Below are 20,853 nucleotides of genomic sequence, written 5' to 3' on the forward strand. Positions count from 1 at the left end.
GCCGCGTACCGCGCTGAAATGGCCGCGCTAGCCGCACGCGGCGTTGGCGCGATCGTGCTCGGCTGTACCGAAATCGACCTGCTCGTCGGCGACGGCAACAGCACACTGCCGCTGTTCGACACCGCCCTGATCTATGCCCATGCCGCGGCCGACTGGGCGCTGGCCACCTAGAAGCGCAGCACCTGGCCGGCGCGGCGCTTGAGCTCGAACTGGATCAGTTTGTACGCGTCGAAATCGAAGTCGGCTGCGCACTGCAGCGTGTCGAGTTCGGCGGGGTCGTGGATCGTGCCGAGGTAACACCAGCGGTCGATCACGTGGATCAGCGGCGACCACTCGGGCCCTTCGACCAGACCGACCGGCCCCGGGTGCGGCCACGGCGCGAAGCGGTGTTTTTCCAGCAGCGACATGAGCCGCGCGTTGTGCGTCGCCAGCGGCTCGCGGCCGATGCAGGCGCCGCGGCACTTCCCCTGCGGCTGGGCACTGCACGGCGTGCCGGTCCGCGGCTCGAGCCCCAACAGCTGCCGGCACAGGCCGGTGCCGTCGGCGAGTTTCTCGAGCAGCCGCTGTGCGTCGCGACGGGCGCGGAACGGTCCGAACACGCGGTGCGGATCGACGTCGCCCGGCTCGGCCGGCTCGGCCAGATCGACGACCGCCGGCATCAGCGCGCCCTCCTGTTCGGCCAGACGCAGCACGCAAGCGCCGGCATTCTTCTTCGGGCGCGGGTTGTACGCGGGCTTGAGCGAGCGGATCAGCCTTGCCTCGTTCAGCATTGCGCCGAAGTCGCCTGCCGCTTCCTGCCAGTCGATGCGTGCCAGCCGCGCCAGCATTTCGAGTTCGCGCGGCTTGCGTGCATCGGCGGCGAAATGCTGCAGCACCCGCTTGCGGATGTTGTGGCTGCGCCCGACCAGCAAGGCGGCGCCGTCGGCGGCATAAAACGAGTAGCAGCCGCCGGTCTCGGGCAGCTCGTCGATCACCGCCGGGTCGAGGCCGGCCGGAATCCGCGGCTGGCGTAGCAGCTCGGCGATCGCCTGCTGTACCGACTCGGACGGATGTTCGCGCAGGACGACGTCGAGAAAGGCCGGCAGCAGCCGCGCATCGCTCAAGGCGCGATGGCGCTCGCCGTCGACCGTCAGGCCGTGCCTTGCGACGATCGCGTCGAGGCTGTGCTTGAACTCGTTCGGGTACAGCTTGCGCGACAGCTTGACCGTGCACAGTACCGGGGCCGAAAAACGCAGCCCGAGCCGGCCGAACTCGTGCTTCAGGAAGCCGTAGTCGAAGCGCGCGTTGTGGGCGACGAACACCCGGCCCTGCAGCTGCGGCAGCACGGTGTCGGCGAGCTCGGCAAAGGTCGGCGCACCGGCGACCATCGCGTCGTCGATACCGGTCAGCCGCTGGATGAACGGCGGAATCGGCTGTTGCGGATTGACGAGGCTGGACCAGCTGCGCACACCGTCGTCGTCGACCTGGACGATGCCGATCTCGGTAATCCGGTCGCTGGCCGGCGTCGCGCCGGTGGTTTCGAGGTCGACAAAGACCAGGGGGGCGCTGTGGTAAGGGTTCATGGCCACACGGGATTCAGCGCTTCACGAAGTGGAAGCACTGATGGATGCGCTTGTTGCGGAAATCCTCGGGTACCGACTCGGTCGAGATGTCCTCGCACAGCGGCACCAGCGCCTCGTCGAGCTTGAAGCGGCGCAGGTTGTTCGAGAAATACAGCACGCCGCCCGGATTGAGCAGGTCGAGCGCGGTTTCGACCAGATAGCGCTGGTCACGCTGGACGTCGAGGATGCCGGCCATTTTCTTCGAGTTCGAGAACGACGGCGGATCGCAGACGATCAGGTCGAACTTCTCGCCGGCGCGTTCGGCGTCGCCGAGCCATTGCAGCACGTCGGCGCGCACCTGCGTGTGCGCCGGCGTATCGAGGCCATTGACTTCGAGGTTGCGCTTGGCCCATGCCAGATAGGTGTTCGACAGGTCGACCGACACCGTCTCGCTTGCGCCGCCGGCAGCAGCGTAGACCGAAAACGCACCGGTATAGCAAAAGAGGTTGAGCATCCGCTTGCCGGCCGATTCGGCCCGCACGCGCTTGCGCGTATTGCGGTGGTCGAGGAAAAGCCCGGTGTCGAGATAGGCGTCGAGGTTGACGATGAAACGCAATCCGTCCTCCTCGACAATGAACTCGTCCCCCTCGGCACCGGTCTTCTCGTACTGCGACTCGCCCTTCTGGCGCCGGCGCAGCTTGATCGCGATATCGTCCTCGGGAATGCCGAGCGCCTCGCCGGTCGCGTACCAGATCTCGGCAAGCCAGGCCTCGTGGTCCTCGTCGGTCTGTACCCAGCCGGTCTCGACCTCGGCCAGATGCACCCTGCCGGCGTACCAGTCGACGACGACCGGAAACTCGGGCACGTCGCGGTCGTACAGCCGGTAGCACTGGATGCCCTGGCGGCGGGCCCACTTGCCCCAGTGCTTGGCATTCTTGGCAAGGCGGTTCTTGTAGCTGGAAAGGTCGCTCATCGGACGGCAGGGGCGGAGGAATGTAAAGGCGCATTCTACCGGATGCGCCGACAATGCCGGACGTGCAAAAGGCGGCCAGAGGCCGCCTTTTCGTTGGGATGAGTCAACCGCGGCTACATGCCACCGCCTGCACCTGCCCCGCCGCTGCCACCGAAACCGCCACCGCTGTTGCTGCCCGGCCCGGCCTGCTTGTGCAGCCACTGGTTCTGGTCGAGGCCGGTACCATGGTCGCTGGTCGGAATATCGTTCGGCGCGGTCATTGCCGAGAACGCCGCCGCAGAAAACAAGGTCGCGGCGACAACGGCGATCCACTTGCTGAGAGCACGCATTGTTAACAGTCCTCCTCGTTGAGGTTCTGCTATGACTGCGGCATTCCCCGAAGAGTGCCTGCCCGCAATACAAGTTCGGACGGACGGCTTGCTGGCACGGTTCCGGCTTCACCCGCACTCGCCAGCCATCGTCGCCTTTCAGCGGCCAATATCGGCTAAAAATCGGCAAAAATGCGGTTACGCCATCAGTGCCTCGCCTTGACCTTCCAGTACAGCCCCGGCCCGGCATCGCACACCCGAATACCAGCCGTCAGGCCGGCAAGCATCGCAAGGCCGGTTCAGCCCTGCGCCTGCCATTGCAGCAGACGCTCGAAAACCGCGGTCGGTACATACTGCCGCACCACGCCCTCCCAGCCCTTGGGGCCGACGAGACCCTTGACCATGGTCGAGCTGATCTCGGCGATTTCACGCGGCGGCATCAGGAACACGGTGTCGATATGCGGCGCCAGGTCGGCGTTGACGTAGCGCATCTTGCGCTCGAACTCATAGTCGGCCGCCTCGCGGATGCCGCGCAGTATGTAGTGCGCCCCTTCTTCGCGGGCGTAGTCGACGAGAAAGCGGTTCTCGAAGGTTTCGACCCGCAGGTTGGGCAGGTGCGCCGTCGTCTCGCGCAGCATCGCCAGCCGCTCGTCCTGCGAGAAGGTGTAGCGCTTGTCCGGATTCTCGCCGATCGCGATGATCATCTCGTCAAACAGCTGCACGCCGTGCTCGATCATCCACAGGTGGCCATTGGTCACCGGATCGAAACTGCCTGCATATACGCCCCGCCGCATCGGCGTCATCCCCTGAATGGACCGTCAATGCCGTCACTATAACACCGGCCTTTGGCGGCAATGTTGCGCCGGGCAATACCCCGGCCTCGGCGGTTTGGCTGCCGACGGCGGCTTAATTTAAGATGGCCCGATCACCAACGAGGAGACCGCCGTGTTGCGCAAGTTTCTGCTGGGAGCCGCGCTCGTGCTGGCCCCGCTCGCCCACGCCGACATCGTCATCGGCCAGTCGGTGCCGACCACCGGCCTCGTCGCCGGCACCGGCAAGGCGCTGGCGCTCGGCGCCTCGCTGTATTTCTCGCGCGTCAACGCCAACGGCGGCATTCATGGCGAGCCGATCAACCACGTTGTCCGCGACGACGGCTACGATCCGCAACGCACCGTCGCCAATACCCGCGAGCTGATCGACAAGGAAGGCGCGCTGGCGCTGGTGTCGTACTACGGCACGGCAACGATGACCGAGCTCGAGAAAACCAAGGTGCTCGACAACGCCGGCATTCCGCTCGTCGGCGTGCATTCCGGCGCCGATGCCCTGCGTACGCCCGGCAGCAGCCTGTTCGTTTTCCACACCCGCGCCAGCTACCGGCAGGAGATCGACCGCATCGTCAACCTGCTCGCCGGCAACCTCGGCGTCACCCGGATCGCCGTGGTCGCCCAGCAGGATGCCTACGGCCAGGCCGGCTACGGCGCACTGAAAGATGCGCTGGCCAAGCGCAAGCTGGCACTGGTCGGCGAGGCCTGGTACGACCGCAAGAGCGGCGATACCACCAAGGCCGCGAACGAACTGGCCAAACTCAATCCCGAGGCGGTGGTGCTGATCACCGTGTCCAGGCCGGCCGCAACCTTCGTCAAGCAGTTCCGCGCCGGCGGCGGCACCGCCCAGCTCTACGGGCTGTCGCCGATCCAGTTCGAGGAAGTGATTCAGGCCGTCGGCAAGAAGCAGGCGCACGGGTTGGCCATTTCCGAGGTCCTGCCGTATCCGCGCAACGAGCAGCTGCGTTTCGTGCGCGAGTTCCAGCAGGACGCCGCCGCCGTGCTGCGCGACGGCAGCACGCCGTCGTACGCGGTGATGGAAGGCTATCTGTCGGCGCGGCTCGTCGTCGAGGCGCTCAAGCGCGCCGGCAAAAACCCGACCCGCTCGGCCGTCTACAACGCGCTGACCTCGCTCAAGCGCTACGACCTCGGCGGCTTCATCGTCGACTTCGGCGACAAGAAGCGCACCGGCAGCAACTTTGTCGAGCTGACGATGATCTCGCCGACCGGTACACTGACCCGCTGATCGCTGCAATGACGATCCCGACGATGCCCCGCCCGCGGGGCATCGCCGTTTGGAACGGCTTTTCGAACACAAGGAGACCGCCATGACCGACTTCCCCCGCCCGTCCTCGCCCGCCGCCGACAAGAACAGCCAGACCTTCGCCGTCCTCGTCTGGATCGGCACGATCTTCTTTACCTTTATCCCGGCGCTGATCGTCTACCTGCTGAAGAAGGACGACGCCTTCCTGCAGGAACACGCCAAGGAGGCGCTGAACTGGGCGATCACGATGCTGCTGCTGACGCTGATCGGCCAGATCCTCGCGATCGTGCTCGTCGGCTTCCTGCTGATCGGCATCATGTTCGTCGCCCAGCTGATCTTCTGCATCATGGGCGCGGTCAAGGCCAGCAACGGCCAGCCTTGCGTGCTGCCGTTCAATATCCGCCTGATCAAGTAAGCCATCAGGCGGCTGTGCCGGCGCATTTCGTTCCCGTCCGATACTCGGAACCCCGCAAGGGGGCTACCTTCGGGTCGTCCTCATGGACTTCATGTCCATTCCGGCTCCTGCGCTTCGGGCGAAAACGAACCGGCTCGCTCGCCTACTGAGATGCGTGTCGTACCACAAACAAAAAGGCTGCCCGAGGGCAGCCTTTTTGTTTTCCAGCCTTGCAACTGGTCACGCAGCACTTCCGGAAAGGATTTCGTTCGAGTGCGCGAAGCAAGCCGTGACGTGTACGGTCAGTACACGAGCGGCGCAGCGACAAAGCAATCGGGCGAAAGCCGAACCGGAAAACTCAGGAGAAGAAGTCTTTGACTTTGTCCATGAACGACTTCTCGCGCGGGTTGTGCTTGCCCGGCTCGCCCTGGCTGATCTCGTCGAATTCGCGCAGCAGCTCCTTCTGCCGGCTGGTCAGGCTCACCGGCGTTTCGATCACCACATGGCACATCAGGTCGCCGGTGATCGCGCTGCGCACACCCTTGATCCCCTTGCCGCGCAACCGGAACACCTGGCCGGTCTGGGTGCCGGCCGGAATCGAGATCCGCGCCTTGTTGTCGAGCGTCGGGATTTCGATCTCGCCGCCGAGTGCCGCCACGGTGATGCTGATCGGCATTTCGCAGTGCAGGTCGTTGCCCTCGCGCTCGAACACCGAGTGCGACTTCAGGTGCACGACGACGTACAGATCGCCCGGCGGGCCGCCGTTGACGCCCGGCTCGCCTTCGCCCGAGAGCCGGATGCGGTCGCCTTCGTCGACGCCGGCCGGGATCTTCACCGCCAGAGTCTTGCTCGACTGCACGCGGCCGGTGCCGTGGCAGTTGCGGCATGGATCGGGGATGTAGCGGCCGCTGCCGTGGCAGGTCGGGCACGTCTGCTGGATGCTGAAGAAGCCCTGCGACACGCGCACCTGGCCGGCGCCGCCACAGGTGTGGCAGGTCTTGGCCTCGGTGCCCGGCTTGGCGCCCGAGCCGTGGCAGAGCTCGCATTCGTCGTGCGACGGGATCTTGATCTGCTTCTCGACGCCGCGCGCGGCCTCTTCCAGCGAGATCTCCATGTTGTAGCGCAGGTCGGCGCCGCGGTAGACGTTGGAGCGGCCACCGCCGCCGCGCTGACCGCCGCCGAAGATGTCGCCGAAGATGTCGGAGAACGCGTCGGCAAAGCCGCCGGCACCGCCACCGAAACCGCCGCCCATGCCGGCCTGCGGGTCGACCCCGGCGTGGCCGTACTGGTCGTACGCGGCGCGCTTTTGCGGCTCGGAGAGGATCTCGTAGGCCTCCTTGGCCTCCTTGAACTTCTCTTCGGCGTCCTTGCTGTCCGGATTGCGGTCCGGGTGATACTTCATCGCCAGCTTGCGATAGGCCTTCTTGATGTCGTCGTCGGAGGCGTCGCGATTGACCCCGAGGACGTCGTAAAAATCTTTCTTGGACATGGATATCACCTAAGCAAAAAGGCACGACGGCCCGCCGTGCGCGCCGTGTGCCTTTCCAGATGCAACAACCGGATTACTTGTTTTCTTTCACTTCGGTGAACTCGGCGTCGACGACATTGCCGTCGTCCTTCTTGTCACCCGCTGCCTCGGCACCGCCGGCCGCAGCGGCGTCACCGCCCTGCTGCGCGTACATCTGCTCGGCCAGCTTGTGGCTGGCCTGCATCAGCGCGTTGGTCTTGGCTTCGATGACTTCCTTGTCGTCGCCCTGGACCACTTCTTCGAGTTCCTTGATCGCGGTTTCGATCGCGGCCTTTTCATCGGCCGACACCTTGTCGCCGAACTCGGCCAGCGACTTCTTCACCGAGTGGATCATCGCGTCGCCCTGGTTGCGCGCAGCGACGAGTTCGGACAGCTTCTTGTCTTCCTCGGCGTTCAGCTCGGCATCCTTGACCATCCGGTTGATCTCGTCTTCCGACAGACCCGACGACGCCTGGATCTTGATCTTGTTCTCCTTGCCGGTCGCCTTGTCCTTGGCCGACACGTGCAGGATGCCGTTGGCGTCGATGTCGAAAGTCACTTCGATCTGCGGCGTGCCGCGCGGTGCCGGCGGGATGTCCGACAGGTTGAACTGGCCGAGGCTCTTGTTCGCCGCCGCCTTCTCGCGCTCGCCCTGCAGCACGTGGATGGTCACGGCGTTCTGGTTGTCGTCGGCGGTCGAGAACACTTGCGATGCCTTGGTCGGGATCGTGGTGTTCTTCTGGATCAGCTTGGTCATGATGCCGCCCAGCGTCTCGATGCCCAGCGACAGCGGGGTCACGTCGAGCAGCAGCACGTCCTTGCGATCGCCCGACAGCACCGAGCCCTGAATCGCCGCACCGACGGCAACGGCTTCGTCCGGGTTCACGTCGCGGCGCGCTTCCTTGCCGAAGAATTCCTTCACTTTTTCCATCACCTTCGGCATGCGGGTCTGGCCGCCGACGAGGATGACGTCATGGATGTCCGACACCTTGAGGCCGGCGTCCTTCAGGGCAACGCGGCACGGCTCGATCGAGCGCTCGATCAGCTCGTCGACCAGCGACTCGAACTTGGCGCGGGTGATCTTCAGCACCAGGTGCTTCGGACCGGTTGCATCCATGGTGATGTACGGCAGGTTGATTTCGGTCTGCGCAGCGCTCGACAGCTCGATCTTGGCCTTTTCGGCGGCTTCCTTCAGCCGCTGCAGCGCCATCACGTCGTTCTTCAGGTCGATGCCCTGCTCTTTCTTGAACTCGCCGATGATGTAGTCGATCAGGCGCTGGTCGAAGTCTTCGCCACCGAGGAAGGTGTCGCCGTTGGTCGCGAGCACTTCGAACTGCTTGTCGCCGTCGACGTCGGCGATTTCGATGATCGAGATGTCGAAGGTACCGCCGCCGAGGTCATACACGGCGATCTTCGAATCGCCGCCTTCGTGCTTGTCCATGCCGAACGCGAGCGCGGCAGCGGTCGGCTCGTTGATGATGCGCTTGACGTCCAGACCCGCGATACGGCCGGCGTCCTTGGTCGCCTGGCGCTGGCTGTCGTTGAAGTAGGCCGGCACGGTGATCACGGCTTCGGTCACTTCCTCGCCGAGGTAGTCTTCGGCGGTCTTCTTCATCTTGCGCAGCACTTCGGCGCTGATTTGCGGCGGCGCCATCTGCTTGTCGCGCACCGACACCCAGGCATCGCCGTTGTCGGCCTTGACGATGCCGAACGGCATCAGGTCGATGTCCTTCTGCACTTCCTTGTCGGTGAACTTGCGGCCGATCAGGCGCTTCACCGCATACAGCGTGTTCTTCGGGTTGGTCACGGCCTGACGCTTGGCCGGCGCGCCGACGAGGATCTCGCCGTCTTCCTGATACGCGATGATCGACGGCGTGGTGCGTGCGCCCTCGGCGTTCTCGATCACCTTCGGCTGGCCGTTCTCGAACACCGCCACGCAGGAGTTGGTCGTACCCAGATCAATACCAATGATTTTTGCCATGATTCGTTTCCTTCCAAATAAGTCGGCCCCGCCGCGGCGAGACCATCGATTCGAATAACCTTGTTGGCCAAGTGGGGATGTCGTTCGGGTTTTCAAGCCCCCGCCGACAGCGGGTTGTGGCGACGGGCACCAGCGAGCACGACATCCCTGCAGGCGGGTCAGCCCGCGGCGACGATGACCATTGCCGGACGCAGCACGCGGCCCGACAGCGTGTAGCCTTTCTGCAGCACGCGAACGACGGTGTTCGGCTCCTGCTGCGCCGGTTCCATCGAGATCGCCTGATGCACGTTCGGGTCGAGCTTGTCGCCGACCGCCGGCGCCACTTCGACGAGTTCGAACTTTTCGAACGCCGATACCAGCGCCTTCTGCGTCAGGTCGACGCCCATCTTCAGCGCGTCGAAATTGCCCGACTGGTCGAGCAGCGCCATTTCCATCGCGTCCTTCACCGACAGCAGCTCGCGCGCGAACTTCTCGACCGCGAACTTGCGCGCCTTGTCGTTTTCCTCGGCGGCACGGCGGCGGACGTTGTCCATCTCGGCCTTGGCATACAGCACGTCCTGGCGCGCGCGGTCGAGGTCGGCCAGCGCGGCGGTCAGCTGGGCCTCGAGGCCTGCGCCCTGCGCTTCGTCCTGCGCGACGGTCACATCCTGTTCGGTCTGATTCAAAGGCTGTTGTTCGTTTTCTTGCGACATTGGCTAGCTACTCCTGAAAAACATAAGACTGCCCCGCTATATAGAGCCAAGCCGGGAAATTTCAAGCATTTGCAGACGGGGAAACCGGTCAAACGGCAATGCGATCAAAGGGATACGGGCAAGCCCCAATATGTAGTCAAAATCATCGGACTACACTTTATTGGTGCACCGCAAAATCATGTTGCGCTGCAGTAGTTTTGTGCTTGAATTTCTTTTGTTTTCGGCGGAAACGCCAGTCACCACGCGGGAGAGAGAGATGACTACACGGGAAGAGCGCATTGCACAACTCGAGAAGGAATGGGCGGAAAATCCGCGCTGGAAAGGCATCCAGCGTACTTACAGCGCCGCCGATGTTGAAAGGCTGCGCGGTTCACTACAGATTGAACACACGCTGGCACGCCGCGGTTCGGAAAAGCTCTGGAAGCTGCTGAACGAAACGCCGTACGTCCACGCCCTCGGCGCGATGACCGGCAACCAGGCGATGCAGCAGGTCAAGGCCGGCCTGAAGGCGATCTACCTGTCGGGCTGGCAGGTCGCTGCCGACGCCAACATCGCCGGCGAAATGTATCCGGACCAGTCGCTGTACCCGGCGAACTCGGTCCCGGCCGTGGTGCGCCGGATCAACAATACCTTCCAGCGCGCCGACCAGATCAGCCACGCCGAAGGCGATGACAGCATCGATTACTACGCACCGATCGTCGCCGATGCCGAAGCCGGCTTCGGTGGCGTGCTGAACGCGTTCGAGCTGATGAAGGGCATGATCGAGGCCGGCGCCGCCGGCGTGCACTTCGAAGACCAGCTCGCGTCGGTGAAGAAGTGCGGCCACATGGGCGGCAAGGTGCTGGTGCCGACGCGCGAAGCCGTCGAGAAGCTCGCCGCCGCGCGTCTGGCTGCCGACGTGATGTGCGTGCCGACCCTCCTCGTCGCCCGGACCGACGCCGAAGCCGCCGACCTCCTGACCAGCGACGTCGACGACAACGACAAGCCGTTCTGCACCGGCGAGCGCACGCCGGAAGGCTTCTACCGGACCAAGCCGGGCCTGGAGCAGGCGATTTCGCGCGGCCTCGCCTATGCGCCGTACGCCGACCTGATCTGGTGCGAAACCGGCAAGCCGGACCTCGAGTACGCGCGCGCCTTCGCCGCGGCGATCCACGCCAAGTTCCCGGGCAAGATGCTGGCGTACAACTGTTCGCCAAGTTTCAACTGGAAGAAGAACCTCGACGACGCAACGATCGCCAAGTTCCAGAAGGAACTCGGCGCGATGGGCTACAAGTTCCAGTTCATCACGCTCGCCGGCTTCCACGCGCTGAACTACGGCATGTTCAACCTCGCGCACGGCTATGCCCGCACCGGCATGAGCGCCTTCGTCGAGCTGCAGCAGGCCGAATTCGCCGCCGCCGACCGCGGCTTCACCGCGGTCAAGCACCAGCGCGAAGTCGGCACCGGCTACTTCGACTCGGTCACCCAGGTGATCCAGCAAGGCCAGTCGAGCACGACCGCGCTGACCGGCTCGACCGAGGAAGAGCAGTTCCACTGAGCCGGATACCCCAGCCGCCCCGGACATGATCGACGGGCGGTGTGGCTGCCGGGACGGTCCTACTCCCTCCCGCGCCGACTTCGGCAGCCAAGAAAAAACCGCACGCTACCCGCGTGCGGTTTTTTCTTGCACGCCAGTCCCGTCAGCCCGGCAGTACGACCTTGGCGTAGCAGTCGCGGTCCATGTCGCGCACGTCCACGGTCAGCTGCACGCCGGCGTGACCGGCCGGCAAGGTGGTCTTCAGGGCCTCGGCAATCCGCGCGCCGAGCGCCTGCTTCTGCTCCGCCGTGCGGCCGCTGAGCAAGGATACCTGCACGTGGACGAAGGCGGTGTCGGTATCCGACGTACCGACCAGATAACCGGCGAGGCATTGCGACCGGCCCTTGATGTCGGACTCGCCGAACAGGCCGGAATCGAACATCGTCTGCCCCAGCGTGCGCAGTGCGGCGGGGGCGTCGTAGCCGGTCAGGTTCTGGGTGTATTCAAGTGAAAGATGCGGCATCGGTCGTGGCTCCGGAGAAGGTGCAGAACAGGTGCGGGCGTCCCCGGGCATCATCAAGCCCGGCATGACCCTGAGGCATCCGTTTCAACGCTGCAATCCGGAGTCCGATGCGGTTCCCGGCGGCCGAGGCGATGCCATCCAGGCGGCGGCAGGTGATGCGATGGAGCGCAGCGCCGGCGGGGCGAGGCCGGCGCTTCAGTCCCAGTATCCCACCGCCGCATAAGCCGCCTTCAGGTGATCGACAAAGCGCCGCACCCGCTGCGGCAGGTGCTTGCGCTGCGGCATCACCGCGTACACCGGATAGTCGGGCGCCGAATAGGCGTCGAGCACCGTCACCAGCCGGCCTTCGCCAACGTCGCTGCGCACCTCCCACAGCGAGCGCCACGCCAGTCCGTAGCCGCGCAATGCCCATTCGTGCAGCACCGCGCCGTCATTGCATTCGAGCACGCCCTGCACCCGCCAGTTGACCAGCTTGCCGTCGACGCGGAAGGTCCAGCCTCGGCTCTGGCTCGCGCCGAGCGACAGGCAGTCGAAGCGCTCGAGGTCGTCCGGCGTTTTCGGAATGCCGCGTTCGGCCAGATAACCCGGCGACGCGACGACGACGCGGCGGTTCTCGGCCAGCCGCACGGCGACGAGGTTCGAATCGGCGAGCTCGCTGATGCGGATCGCGCAGTCGACGCGTTCGCCGGCCAGATCGACCAGCCGGTCCGACAGGTCGAGCGTGACCTTCAGGTCCGGGTGTTCGCGCTGGAAGGTCGCGATATGCGGCGCGACATGGCGGCGGCCGAAGCCGGCCGGCGCACTCACGCGCAGGTGGCCGCGTACGCGCACGCTGCCCGAGGCGACCGCCGCTTCGGCCTCTTCGAGTTCGGCGACGATGCGCTGGCCGTCCTCGAAAAACGCGCTGCCTTCCTGCGTCAGCGTCACGCGCCTAGTCGTGCGTACCAGCAGCCGGGCGCCCAGCCGCTCCTCGAGCGCATCGATCCGCCGGCCGATCACCGCCGGCACCACGCCCTCATCGCGCGCCGCGGCCGAAAGGCTGCCGAGATTGACCACCGCGATGAAGGTCTGCAGCTGTTTGAGTGCGTCCATTATGTACTTGAAAGTAAAAGAAGCTATCGCATTCTAGGGCTTTTTTGTGGCCATGGCGGCGTCTAGACTGGGTGCATTGCAACATCACGCCAACGAGGAGCACGCAATGAGTTCACTGCCGCAAGGTGTCCAGATCCACGCGCCGGTTTCCGACGACTTCGCCGCCATTCTGACGCCGGAAGCACTGGCCTTCGTCGCCAAACTGCACCGTGCCTTCGAGGGCCGCCGCCAGGAACTGCTCGGCCGCCGCGTGCTGCGCCAGCAGGAGCTCGACGCCGGCAAGCGCCCGGACTTCCTCGCCGAGACCGCGCACATCCGCGCCGGCGAGTGGCAGATCGCACCGGTGCCGGCCGACATCGCGCTGCGTCGTGTCGAGATCACCGGCCCGGTCGAAAAGAAGATGATCATCAACGCGCTGAATTCGGGCGCAGACAGCTATATGACCGACTTCGAGGATTCGAACACGCCGAACTGGGGCAACCAGATCCAGGGGCAGATCAACCTCAAGCAGGCGGTGCGCCGCACCCTCGCCTTCCGCAACGAGGCCGGCAAGGAGTACAAGCTCAATGCCAAGATCGCGACGCTGATCGTCCGCCCGCGCGGCTGGCACCTTGACGAAAAGCACGTCACCGTCGACGGATCGCGCGTTTCGGGCGGGCTGTTCGACTTCGCGCTGTTCCTGTTCCACAACGCCAGGGAACAGATCGACCGCGGCACCGCACCGTATTTCTACCTGCCGAAGATGGAGTCGCACCTCGAAGCGAGGCTGTGGAACGACACCTTCGTGCTGGCGCAGGACGAGCTGGGCATTCCGCAGGGCACGATCAAAGCGACGGTGCTGATCGAGACCATCCTCGCCGCGTTCGAGATGGAAGAAATCCTCTACGAGCTGCGCAACCATTCGGCCGGGCTCAACGCCGGCCGCTGGGACTACATCTTCAGCTGCATCAAGAAGTTCAAGACCGACCGCGACTTCTGCCTCGCCAACCGCGCGCAGATCACCATGACGGTGCCGTTCATGCGCGCCTACGCGCTGAACCTGGTCAAGACCTGCCACAAGCGCGGCGCACCGGCGATCGGCGGCATGAGCGCGCTGATTCCGATCAAGAACGAACCGGAAGCCAACGACAAGGCGATGGCCGCGGTGCGCGCCGACAAGACGCGCGACGCCGGCGACGGCTTCGACGGCGGCTGGGTTGCCCACCCGGGGCTGGTGCCGATCGCGATGGAGGAATGGGTCAAGGTCTTGGGCGACCGGCCCAACCAGTTCGACAAGCAGCGCCCGGATGTCGCGGTCACCGCCGCCGACCTCCTGAACTTCCAGCCGGAAGCGCCGATCACCGAAGCGGGTCTCAGGATGAACATCGACGTCGGCATCCAGTACCTCGGCTCCTGGCTTGCCGGCAACGGCTGCGTGCCGATCCACAACCTGATGGAAGATGCGGCGACGGCCGAAATCAGCCGCTCGCAGGTCTGGCAGTGGATCCGTACGCCGAAGGGCGTGCTCGACGACGGCCGCAAGGTCACCGCCGACATGGTGCGCGGGATGATCCCGGAAGTGCTCGACGCAATCCGCTTGGAGCACGGCGACGCGGTGTTCAACGCCACGCCGTACGCGCAGGCGGCGCAGATATTCGAAACCATGAGCACCAGCGACGACTTCGCCGAATTCCTGACCTTGCCGCTGTACGAAAAGCTCTGATCCGGCTTCGATGCCAGAACGAAAACGGCACCCGAGGGTGCCGTTTTTCATGGGGTCTAGTAAACCGACGCCTCGCCTGCGGGCCGGTGCTTGAAGCGCTTGTGCACCCAGTAATACTGCGCCGGCATGCGCCGGATCTGCGCCTCCAGAAACGCGTTCATCGTCCTGGCGTCGGCCACGGCATCGTGGCTCGGGTAGTCGGCCAGCGGCTCGAAGATCGTCAGCTTGTAGCCGCGGTAACCGGGCAGGACTTCGGTGACAAAGGGCACGACGCGCGCACCGCTCAGCCTGGCCAGTCGCGACACCGACGTCAGCGTGCAGGCCTGCACACCGAAAAACGGCACGAAGGCCGAATTCGTCACGCCGAAATCCATGTCCGCCGCCAGCATCACCGGCACGCCGCGTCGCAGGCACTCCAGCGATGCGCGGACGCTGTCGGCGCGCGAGATCATTTCGGCGCCGAAGCGGCTGCGCTGCGCCCTGGCCAGTGCGTCGAAGCGCAGGTTGGACATCGGCGTGTACAGCGACGCCACCGGCAACTCGCACGAGTAACGCATCGACCCCGCCTCGATCGCGACGAAATGGAAGCCCATGAAAATGGTCGGCGGCGCAGCCGGGTCGTTCAGGTCGATGGCGCTGTCGAGCTCGATCAGCCGCGCCATGGTGCGCGCACTGCCGAACCACTGGAAACCGCGCTCGAGGTAGCTGCGGATCACATGGCCGATATGTGCCCTGGCCAGCTTCTCGCGCGCTGCCTCGTCCAGATGGGGGAAGCACAGCCGCAGATTGGTGTGCACGACGCGCTTGCGTGACGTCGGCAAGCGGTACAGCAAGGCGCCGAGCGCCTCGCCCAGGCGGGCGACCACGCCGTATGGCAGGCAGGCCAGCAGGCGCAGCAACGCCAGGCTCAGGTAAAAACCGATCTTCCGCTTCACACGTCTGTTTCCCGCGGGCAATCTCACCGGCGTCGTCGGCCCGGAACGATGCGCGGCCAGCATACGCGGTCTATGCGCAGCGCCACGCGATAATTTAGTGAACGCGGCCACATCGATACGGTCTGGCAACAATCCCTTTCGCTTGCTTCCTCAAGGCCGTCAACGCGTAACAAAACTCACGTCAGAATGTACTGGGAATCGGGCTCTAGCACCGGCGGCAGTTGCGGCGCGTCGGTCATTTCCAACAACGACCGCTCCACGGTGCGGCAGATCGCGTCCAGCGCCAGATCGTTGGGTTCGGTGCCGAACGGCGTTTCCAGCTCGCCGGCGATCGATTCCAGCGCCATGAAGGTGTAGGCGACAAAGACCGAGATCAGCGGCGTCAGCAGGCCGATGCTGTCGACCAGCCCCAGCGGCAGCAGCGAGCAGTACAGGTAGATCGTCCGGTGCAGCAGCACGCTGTAGGCGTACGGCAGCGGCGTGCTGGCAATGCGCTCGCAACTGCCGAGGATCTCCGACAGCTTGTCGAGATTGGTGTCCATCGCCTGCCAGAGGATGTCGTTCAGCCGGCCGGCGGCGCGCTCGTCCGCCAGCCACTGCGCCAGCTCGCGCAGCACCATCGCCGGGACGAACTGCGCCGCGGCAAGCCGCGCGGCCATCGGATCGGGCAGCAGCCGTGCCAGATCCGCACGCGGGTCGGTCTGGCGCAGCTGGTGTTTCAGCGCGAAGGCAAAGGCCTGCAGCAGCGCTGCGAACTGCACGATGCGCGGATCGTCGGGCTTGCGGCCGGTCATGGCGATCGCCTGCCGCAGCAGCGAGCGCGTGTTCACCAGCACCCCGCCACAGAGCTTGCGCGCTTCCCAGAAGCGGTCGTAACTGGTGTTGTTGCGGAAACCGAGGAAGATCGCCAGCGCGATCCCCATCAGGCTGAACGGCCCGATCGACAGGTGCAGGCCGAAACCTTCGACCCAGCCATGCAGCACGACGACCAGCAGCGCAAACGCCAGGTTCAGCCCGAGACGCGGCAGGATCGACGACAGCACCGACCCCCGCCAGGTGAAAACCATGAAAAACCAGTGCTGCGGCGGGCGGACGATCATCGGGGGAAACGGCAGGACATCGGAGCGGCGATTATAGCCAGCCGGCCGTCACGAACAGGTTACCGCTTGCTACGCCGGCACGTCGCTCGCCCGGCACGGCTAGGATGGCGTACCCTGCCCGGATCGTCCTGCCCGGCCTCGCCCAAACGCATGTCTGCCCCTTCGAATGCCCGCCGCATCACGCCGCTGCTCGGCCTGGCGCCTTTCCTGCGCCCCTATCTCGGCCGCTGGCTGCTGGCCTTCGTCGCGCTTGCGGTCGCCGCCGGCGCAACGCTGGCGCTGCCGGTCGCGTTCCGCTACCTGATCGACCTCGGCTTCTCGCCGGCGCAGCGCGGGCAGATCGACCGCTACTTCGTTGCACTGTTCGGCGTCTCGCTGCTGCTGGCCGCGGCGACGTCGCTGCGCTTCTACCTCGTCTCGTGGCTCGGCGAGCGGATCACTGCCGACCTGCGCCGCGCCGTCTACGAACACGTACTCGGGATGAGCCCGCAGTTCTTTGAAACAACGCAGACCGGTGAAGTGCTGTCGCGCCTGACCACCGACGCCACGCTGATCCAGACCGTCGTCGGCACCAGCCTGTCGATGGGGCTGCGCAACTTTTTCCTGTTCACCGGCGGCACGGCGATGCTGGTCGTCACCAGCCCGGTGCTCTCGGCCTACATCCTCGTGACCCTGGTCGCCGTCATCGTGCCCATCCTCGTGTTCGGCCGGCGGGTGCGCAGGCTGTCCAAAGCCAGCCAGGACCGCGTCGCCGATGCCAGCGCGCTGGCCGGCGAGGTGCTGAACGCGATGCCGACGGTGCAGTCGTTCACGCAGGAGCCGTTCGAGAACGCCCGCTTCGGCGCTGCGGCGGACACGGCCTTCGGCACCGCGCTGGAGCGCATCCGCGCTCGCGCCTGGCTGACCGCGATGGTCATCGTGCTGATGTTCGCCGCCGTAGTCTTCGTGCTCTGGCTCGGCGCACAGGCGGTGCTCGGCGGGACGATGAGCGCCGGCGAGCTGTCGCAGTTCATCCTCTATGCCGTCGTCACCGCCGGCGCGGTCGGTGCGATCGCCGAGGTCTGGGGCGACCTGCAGCGCGCCGCCGGCGCCACCGAGCGGCTGCTGCAGCTGCTGCACACGCGCTCGCCGGTGCAGGAAACCGCCACGCCACAGCCGCTGCCGGACAACGGCCTCGGCATCGAGTTCGAGGCGATCGACTTCGCCTACCCGTCCCGCCCGGACACGCCAGCGCTCGCCGGGCTGTCGCTGCACATCCGCCCCGGCGAGCACATTGCGCTGGTCGGCCCGTCCGGCGCCGGCAAGACCACGCTGTTCCAGCTGCTGCTGCGCTTTTATGAGCCGCAGTCGGGCAGCGTGCGCGTCAACGGCGTCGATACCCGCGCGCTGTCGTTCGCCGCGCTGCGCCGGCATATCGGCGTGGTGCTGCAGGAGTCGGTGATCTTCGCCGGCAGCGTGGCCGACAACATCCGCTACGGCCGGCCCGACGCGACGCAGGCCGAGATCGAACGGGCCGCCGAAGCCGCGGCGGCGGCCGGCTTCATCGCCGAATTGCCGCAGGGCTACGACACCTTTCTCGGCGAGCGCGGCGTGCGGCTGTCGGGCGGCCAGCGCCAGCGCATTGCGATCGCGCGGGCGATCCTGAAGAACCCGCCGGTGCTGCTGCTCGACGAAGCGACCAGCGCGCTCGACGCCGCCAGCGAGCGGCTGGTGCAGCAGGCGCTCGACAACGCCTCGCACAACCGCACCACGCTGGTGATCGCCCACCGGCTGGCGACGGTGCTCGAGGCCGACTGGATCGTCGTCCTCGAACACGGCCGCATCGTCGCGCAGGGACGGCACGCCGACCTGCTGCACGGCTCGCCGCTGTACGCGCAGCTCGCCGCGCTGCAGTTCGGCGACCCGGCACGGGTTCCGGCTGAAAAACTGACTTGAACATGCGACAACGCTGATATGTTGCTTGCAGACAACCCTAATGGCCGAAGCGCAGCCGGCCGATTAGAATCGGCTCGCCTCCCTTCTCTGCGTGTCTCGGCCATGAAACTGATCAGCTCGCTCACCAGCCCGTTCGGCCGCAAGGTCCGCGTCGTGCTCGCCGAAAAGCACATCGACTATCAGCTGGCCGAAGACTCGCCGCATGACCCGGACAACCGGATCGCCGCGCTCAATCCGCTCGGCAAGGTGCCGGTGCTGCTGCTCGACGATGGCCGGCCGCTGTACGACTCGAGCGTCATCGTCGACTACCTCGACCAGATCTCGCCGGTCGGCAAGCTGATCCCGGCCGAGCACCGCCAGGCGATCAGCGTCAAGCGCTGGGAAGCGCTCGCCGACGGCATCACCGACGCCGCGGTGCTGATCGTCATGGAAACCCGCCGGCCGGCCGAACAGCAGAGCGCCGAGTGGATCGCCAAGCAGCAGGTCAAGATCGACCGCGGCCTCGAGCGCGTCGCCACCGACCTCGCCGACCGCAAGTGGTGCACCGGCGATGCGTTCACGCTCGCCGATGTCGCCGTCGGCTGCATGCTCGGCTACCTCGAACTGCGCTTTCCCGAGCTGCAATGGGCGACGCAGCACCCGAACCTGGCCGAGCTGCGCGCCCGCCTCGATACCCGCGCCTCGTTCGGCGACACCCGGCCGCCGGCGGCCTGAACCGCGTTGCCACACACGTGAACAAGGGCGCCGACGGCGCCCTTGTTCATTTCAGCGCGACGCGCTGGCGGCCGTGCGTCTTGCCAGAGTTGAGGAAGCTGGCGATGTAGTCCTGCGACACCTCGCCGTTGTAGCGGCCGTCGGCGTCGAGCACCGGCATCCACGTCAGGTTGTGCTCGTACAGCTTCGACAGCACCACGCGCAGGTTCTCGTCGGGATTCGACGTGATCGTGATCGGGTTGAGCCGGTCGGCGCAGACGCCATCGCTGGCCTTGGCGTCCTTGCGCTTCACGTAGCCGAGCGGCTTGCCGTCGCCGTCGACGACGGTCAGGTAGCGCAGGTCGTGGTCGTCCATGGTGCCGAAAGCCTGCTGCAACGGCGTGTCCAGCGCCGCGGTCAGCGTCGGCTGCGCGTCGGCGACGTCGCCGGCCTGCACCAGCAAGAGGCGCTTGAGCGTGCGGTCGTGGCCGACGAAGGACGCGACGAACTCGTCGGCCGGCTTGGCGAGGATCTCGTCGGCGCCGGCGCACTGGACGATCCGGCCCTGGCGGAACACGGCGATCCGGTCGCCGAGCTTGATCGCCTCGTCGATGTCGTGGCTGACCAGCATCACCGTCTTGCCGAGCTGGCGCTGCATCAGCAGGAACTCGTTCTGGATCTGCTCGCGGTTGATGGGGTCGACCGCGCCGAACGGCTCGTCCATCAGCAGCACCGGGGCGTCGGCCGCCAGCGCGCGGATCACGCCGATGCGCTGCTGCTGGCCGCCGGACATTTCCTTCGGATAACGGTGCAGGAAACGGTCCGGATCGAGTGCGACCATGCTCATCAGCTCGCGCGCGCGTTCGCGGCAGCGCTTCCTGTCCCAGCCGAGCATGCGCGGCACGACCATGATGTTGTCCTCGATCGTCATGTTCGGGAACAGGCCGATCTGCTGGATCACGTAGCCGATATTGCGCCGCAGCGTCACGGTGTCGATGCCGGCGGTGTCCTCGCCGTTGATCAGCACCTGGCCCGAACTCGGCTCGATCAGCCGGTTGATCATTTTCATCGTCGTCGTCTTGCCGCAGCCCGACGGGCCGAGCAGCACGCAGATCTCGCCTTCCGGCACCACGAGGTTGACGTTGTCGACGGCGTTGAACGGCTGGCCGTTCTTCTGGACGAATTGCTTGCAGAGGTTCTTGAGTTCGATCATCAGCGGATTCCTTTGGGAGTGAGTACGCGCTGCAGTCGAAGCAGCAACCAGTCCATCACCACGGCGAGCACGCTCACCACGACGGCGCCGGCGATCAGCTTGCGGATGTCGCTCTGGCTGATGCCGTGCAGGATCAGCGTGCCGAGGCCGCCGGCGCCGACGATGGCGGCAATCGCCATCACGCCGATATTGAGAACGACGGCGGTACGGATGCCGCCGAAGATCAGCGGCACCGCCAGCGGCAGCTCGACCCACTTGAGCCGCTGCCAGAACGTCAGGCCGATGCCGCGACCGGCCTCGCGCACGCCGGCGTCGAGCGTCGTCAGCGCGGTGTGCGTGTTGCGCACGATCGGCAGCAGCGAATACAGAAAGGCGGCGGTGATCGCCGGCACCGCACCGATACCCTGGCCGATCAGCGAGAACAGCGGAATCATCAGCCCGAACAGCGCGATCGCCGGAATCGTCAGCACCACGGTCGCCAGGCTCAGCACCACGCCGGCCAGCGACTTGAAGCGCACGATCAGCACGCCGAGCGGCACACCGATCAGCACCGCCAGCCCGACGGCGATGCCGACCAGCGCCAGATGCTGCTGCGTCAGCCCGAGGATGAACGGCAGGCTGTGCCAGATGTAGTCAACGGTTTGGTTCAGCGTCTCCATG

Annotated in this window: 20 protein-coding genes; 7 read left to right on the forward strand and 13 right to left on the reverse strand. The window is 65.6% G+C overall.

Annotated elements, in window-relative coordinates:
• Positions 1 to 18 precede the first annotated feature (18 nt).
• Positions 19 to 171 (forward strand): hypothetical protein, encoded by a 153-nt coding sequence (locus BJP62_RS18985; protein WP_236943680.1) that lies wholly within the window; start codon positions 19 to 21, stop codon positions 169 to 171.
• Here the strand turns inward: BJP62_RS18985 and BJP62_RS07905 are convergent.
• The 4 genes from BJP62_RS07905 to coaD form a co-directional block, all read right to left on the reverse strand.
• Positions 168 to 1,562 (reverse strand): exonuclease domain-containing protein, encoded by a 1,395-nt coding sequence (locus BJP62_RS07905; protein WP_070528662.1) that lies wholly within the window; start codon positions 1,560 to 1,562, stop codon positions 168 to 170. The two genes, BJP62_RS18985 and BJP62_RS07905, sit on opposite strands and share 4 nt — an antisense overlap.
• 13 nt (positions 1,563 to 1,575) lie before the next feature.
• Positions 1,576 to 2,514, reverse strand: a complete 939-nt coding sequence (locus tag BJP62_RS07910) for a class I SAM-dependent methyltransferase (RefSeq protein ID WP_070528665.1) — start codon at positions 2,512 to 2,514, stop codon at positions 1,576 to 1,578.
• Between the two features lie 113 nt (positions 2,515 to 2,627).
• Complete coding sequence (locus tag BJP62_RS07915) at positions 2,628 to 2,843, reverse strand: hypothetical protein (RefSeq protein ID WP_070528668.1); 216 nt, start codon at positions 2,841 to 2,843, stop codon at positions 2,628 to 2,630.
• 278 nt (positions 2,844 to 3,121) lie between these two features.
• Complete coding sequence (coaD, locus tag BJP62_RS07920; protein ID WP_083301042.1) at positions 3,122 to 3,616, reverse strand: pantetheine-phosphate adenylyltransferase; 495 nt, start codon at positions 3,614 to 3,616, stop codon at positions 3,122 to 3,124.
• Positions 3,617 to 3,767: 151 nt separating this feature from the next.
• Here coaD and BJP62_RS07925 point away from each other — a divergent pair, with 151 nt between their 5' ends.
• Complete coding sequence (locus BJP62_RS07925; RefSeq protein ID WP_070528673.1) at positions 3,768 to 4,892, forward strand: ABC transporter substrate-binding protein; 1,125 nt, start codon at positions 3,768 to 3,770, stop codon at positions 4,890 to 4,892.
• An 82-nt stretch (positions 4,893 to 4,974) separates the two neighbouring features.
• On the forward strand, positions 4,975 to 5,325 hold the full coding sequence (locus BJP62_RS07930; protein WP_070528675.1) for a DUF4870 domain-containing protein: 351 nt from the start codon (positions 4,975 to 4,977) through the stop codon (positions 5,323 to 5,325).
• A 337-nt stretch (positions 5,326 to 5,662) separates the two neighbouring features.
• Here the strand turns inward: BJP62_RS07930 and dnaJ are convergent, their stop codons facing one another.
• The 3 genes from dnaJ to grpE all read right to left on the reverse strand — a co-directional run bounded on the left by dnaJ (position 5,663) and on the right by grpE (position 9,484).
• Positions 5,663 to 6,793: a molecular chaperone DnaJ gene (gene dnaJ, locus BJP62_RS07935; protein WP_070528678.1), complete on the reverse strand. Its 1,131-nt coding sequence runs from the start codon at positions 6,791 to 6,793 to the stop codon at positions 5,663 to 5,665.
• 73 nt (positions 6,794 to 6,866) lie between these two features.
• Positions 6,867 to 8,792, reverse strand: a complete 1,926-nt coding sequence (gene dnaK, locus BJP62_RS07940; protein WP_070528681.1) for a molecular chaperone DnaK — start codon at positions 8,790 to 8,792, stop codon at positions 6,867 to 6,869.
• Between the two features lie 158 nt (positions 8,793 to 8,950).
• A complete protein-coding gene (gene grpE, locus BJP62_RS07945) occupies positions 8,951 to 9,484 on the reverse strand; it encodes a nucleotide exchange factor GrpE (protein WP_070528683.1) in 534 nt (177 codons plus the stop codon).
• 256 nt (positions 9,485 to 9,740) lie between these two features.
• On the opposite strand from grpE, the gene aceA reads away from it, so the two are divergent.
• Positions 9,741 to 11,021 (forward strand): isocitrate lyase, encoded by a 1,281-nt coding sequence (aceA, locus tag BJP62_RS07950; protein WP_070528685.1) that lies wholly within the window; start codon positions 9,741 to 9,743, stop codon positions 11,019 to 11,021.
• Positions 11,022 to 11,163: 142 nt separating this feature from the next.
• On the opposite strand, the gene BJP62_RS07955 is transcribed toward aceA, so the two are convergent.
• Positions 11,164 to 11,523, reverse strand: a complete 360-nt coding sequence (locus tag BJP62_RS07955) for a 5-carboxymethyl-2-hydroxymuconate Delta-isomerase (protein WP_070528687.1) — start codon at positions 11,521 to 11,523, stop codon at positions 11,164 to 11,166.
• 195 nt (positions 11,524 to 11,718) lie between these two features.
• Positions 11,719 to 12,615 carry a LysR family transcriptional regulator gene (locus BJP62_RS07960; protein WP_070528688.1) on the reverse strand — a complete coding sequence of 299 codons (897 nt, stop codon included), beginning with the start codon at positions 12,613 to 12,615 and terminating at the stop codon, positions 11,719 to 11,721.
• 106 nt (positions 12,616 to 12,721) lie between these two features.
• On the opposite strand from BJP62_RS07960, the gene aceB reads away from it, so the two are divergent.
• Positions 12,722 to 14,317 (forward strand): malate synthase A, encoded by a 1,596-nt coding sequence (gene aceB, locus BJP62_RS07965; protein ID WP_070528690.1) that lies wholly within the window; start codon positions 12,722 to 12,724, stop codon positions 14,315 to 14,317.
• 56 nt (positions 14,318 to 14,373) lie between these two features.
• Here aceB and BJP62_RS07970 read toward each other — a convergent pair whose 3' ends face one another.
• Both BJP62_RS07970 and BJP62_RS07975 read right to left on the reverse strand, forming a co-directional pair.
• On the reverse strand, positions 14,374 to 15,252 hold the full coding sequence (locus BJP62_RS07970) for a lipid A biosynthesis lauroyl acyltransferase (RefSeq protein ID WP_070528692.1): 879 nt from the start codon (positions 15,250 to 15,252) through the stop codon (positions 14,374 to 14,376).
• Positions 15,253 to 15,428: 176 nt separating this feature from the next.
• Entirely contained in the window at positions 15,429 to 16,352 is a 924-nt protein-coding gene (locus tag BJP62_RS07975; protein ID WP_070528695.1) for a bestrophin family protein, read from the reverse strand.
• Positions 16,353 to 16,502: 150 nt separating this feature from the next.
• Here BJP62_RS07975 and BJP62_RS07980 point away from each other — a divergent pair, with 150 nt between their 5' ends.
• Both BJP62_RS07980 and BJP62_RS07985 read left to right on the forward strand, forming a co-directional pair.
• Complete coding sequence (locus BJP62_RS07980; RefSeq protein WP_070528698.1) at positions 16,503 to 18,287, forward strand: ABC transporter transmembrane domain-containing protein; 1,785 nt, start codon at positions 16,503 to 16,505, stop codon at positions 18,285 to 18,287.
• Positions 18,288 to 18,389: 102 nt separating this feature from the next.
• Positions 18,390 to 19,001, forward strand: coding sequence for a glutathione S-transferase (locus BJP62_RS07985; RefSeq protein ID WP_070528700.1), 612 nt, complete (start codon positions 18,390 to 18,392; stop codon positions 18,999 to 19,001).
• A 46-nt stretch (positions 19,002 to 19,047) separates the two neighbouring features.
• On the opposite strand, the gene BJP62_RS07990 is transcribed toward BJP62_RS07985, so the two are convergent.
• Together BJP62_RS07990 and BJP62_RS07995 are read right to left on the reverse strand one after the other, a co-directional pair.
• Positions 19,048 to 20,193 (reverse strand): betaine/proline/choline family ABC transporter ATP-binding protein, encoded by a 1,146-nt coding sequence (locus tag BJP62_RS07990; RefSeq protein WP_070528703.1) that lies wholly within the window; start codon positions 20,191 to 20,193, stop codon positions 19,048 to 19,050.
• Positions 20,193 to 20,852: an ABC transporter permease gene (locus BJP62_RS07995; RefSeq protein ID WP_070528705.1), complete on the reverse strand. Its 660-nt coding sequence runs from the start codon at positions 20,850 to 20,852 to the stop codon at positions 20,193 to 20,195. Before BJP62_RS07995 ends, BJP62_RS07990 begins: the two co-directional genes overlap by 1 nt.
• Position 20,853: the final 1 nt, after the last annotated feature.

Source organism: Jeongeupia sp. USM3 (assembly GCF_001808185.1).
In the GTDB taxonomy this organism is placed as follows: Bacteria; Pseudomonadota; Gammaproteobacteria; order Burkholderiales; family Chitinibacteraceae; genus Jeongeupia.

What these genes read in the sequence shown, in the direction of transcription:
- coaD (WP_083301042.1), bottom strand. Translation starts at nt 3,616, where the DNA reads ATGCGGCGGGGCGTATATGCAGGCAGTTTCGATCCGGTGACCAATGGC.
- dnaK (WP_070528681.1), bottom strand. Translation starts at nt 8,792, where the DNA reads ATGGCAAAAATCATTGGTATTGATCTGGGTACGACCAACTCCTGCGTG.
- BJP62_RS07995 (WP_070528705.1), bottom strand. Translation starts at nt 20,852, where the DNA reads ATGGAGACGCTGAACCAAACCGTTGACTACATCTGGCACAGCCTGCCG.
- BJP62_RS18985 (WP_236943680.1), top strand. Translation starts at nt 19, where the DNA reads ATGGCCGCGCTAGCCGCACGCGGCGTTGGCGCGATCGTGCTCGGCTGT.
- aceB (WP_070528690.1), top strand. Translation starts at nt 12,722, where the DNA reads ATGAGTTCACTGCCGCAAGGTGTCCAGATCCACGCGCCGGTTTCCGAC.
- aceA (WP_070528685.1), top strand. Translation starts at nt 9,741, where the DNA reads ATGACTACACGGGAAGAGCGCATTGCACAACTCGAGAAGGAATGGGCG.
- BJP62_RS07960 (WP_070528688.1), bottom strand. Translation starts at nt 12,615, where the DNA reads ATGGACGCACTCAAACAGCTGCAGACCTTCATCGCGGTGGTCAATCTC.
- BJP62_RS07975 (WP_070528695.1), bottom strand. Translation starts at nt 16,352, where the DNA reads ATGATCGTCCGCCCGCCGCAGCACTGGTTTTTCATGGTTTTCACCTGG.
- grpE (WP_070528683.1), bottom strand. Translation starts at nt 9,484, where the DNA reads ATGTCGCAAGAAAACGAACAACAGCCTTTGAATCAGACCGAACAGGAT.
- BJP62_RS07910 (WP_070528665.1), bottom strand. Translation starts at nt 2,514, where the DNA reads ATGAGCGACCTTTCCAGCTACAAGAACCGCCTTGCCAAGAATGCCAAG.
- BJP62_RS07915 (WP_070528668.1), bottom strand. Translation starts at nt 2,843, where the DNA reads ATGCGTGCTCTCAGCAAGTGGATCGCCGTTGTCGCCGCGACCTTGTTT.
- BJP62_RS07930 (WP_070528675.1), top strand. Translation starts at nt 4,975, where the DNA reads ATGACCGACTTCCCCCGCCCGTCCTCGCCCGCCGCCGACAAGAACAGC.
- BJP62_RS07980 (WP_070528698.1), top strand. Translation starts at nt 16,503, where the DNA reads ATGTCTGCCCCTTCGAATGCCCGCCGCATCACGCCGCTGCTCGGCCTG.
- BJP62_RS07905 (WP_070528662.1), bottom strand. Translation starts at nt 1,562, where the DNA reads ATGAACCCTTACCACAGCGCCCCCCTGGTCTTTGTCGACCTCGAAACC.
- BJP62_RS07985 (WP_070528700.1), top strand. Translation starts at nt 18,390, where the DNA reads ATGAAACTGATCAGCTCGCTCACCAGCCCGTTCGGCCGCAAGGTCCGC.
- BJP62_RS07990 (WP_070528703.1), bottom strand. Translation starts at nt 20,193, where the DNA reads ATGATCGAACTCAAGAACCTCTGCAAGCAATTCGTCCAGAAGAACGGC.
- dnaJ (WP_070528678.1), bottom strand. Translation starts at nt 6,793, where the DNA reads ATGTCCAAGAAAGATTTTTACGACGTCCTCGGGGTCAATCGCGACGCC.
- BJP62_RS07955 (WP_070528687.1), bottom strand. Translation starts at nt 11,523, where the DNA reads ATGCCGCATCTTTCACTTGAATACACCCAGAACCTGACCGGCTACGAC.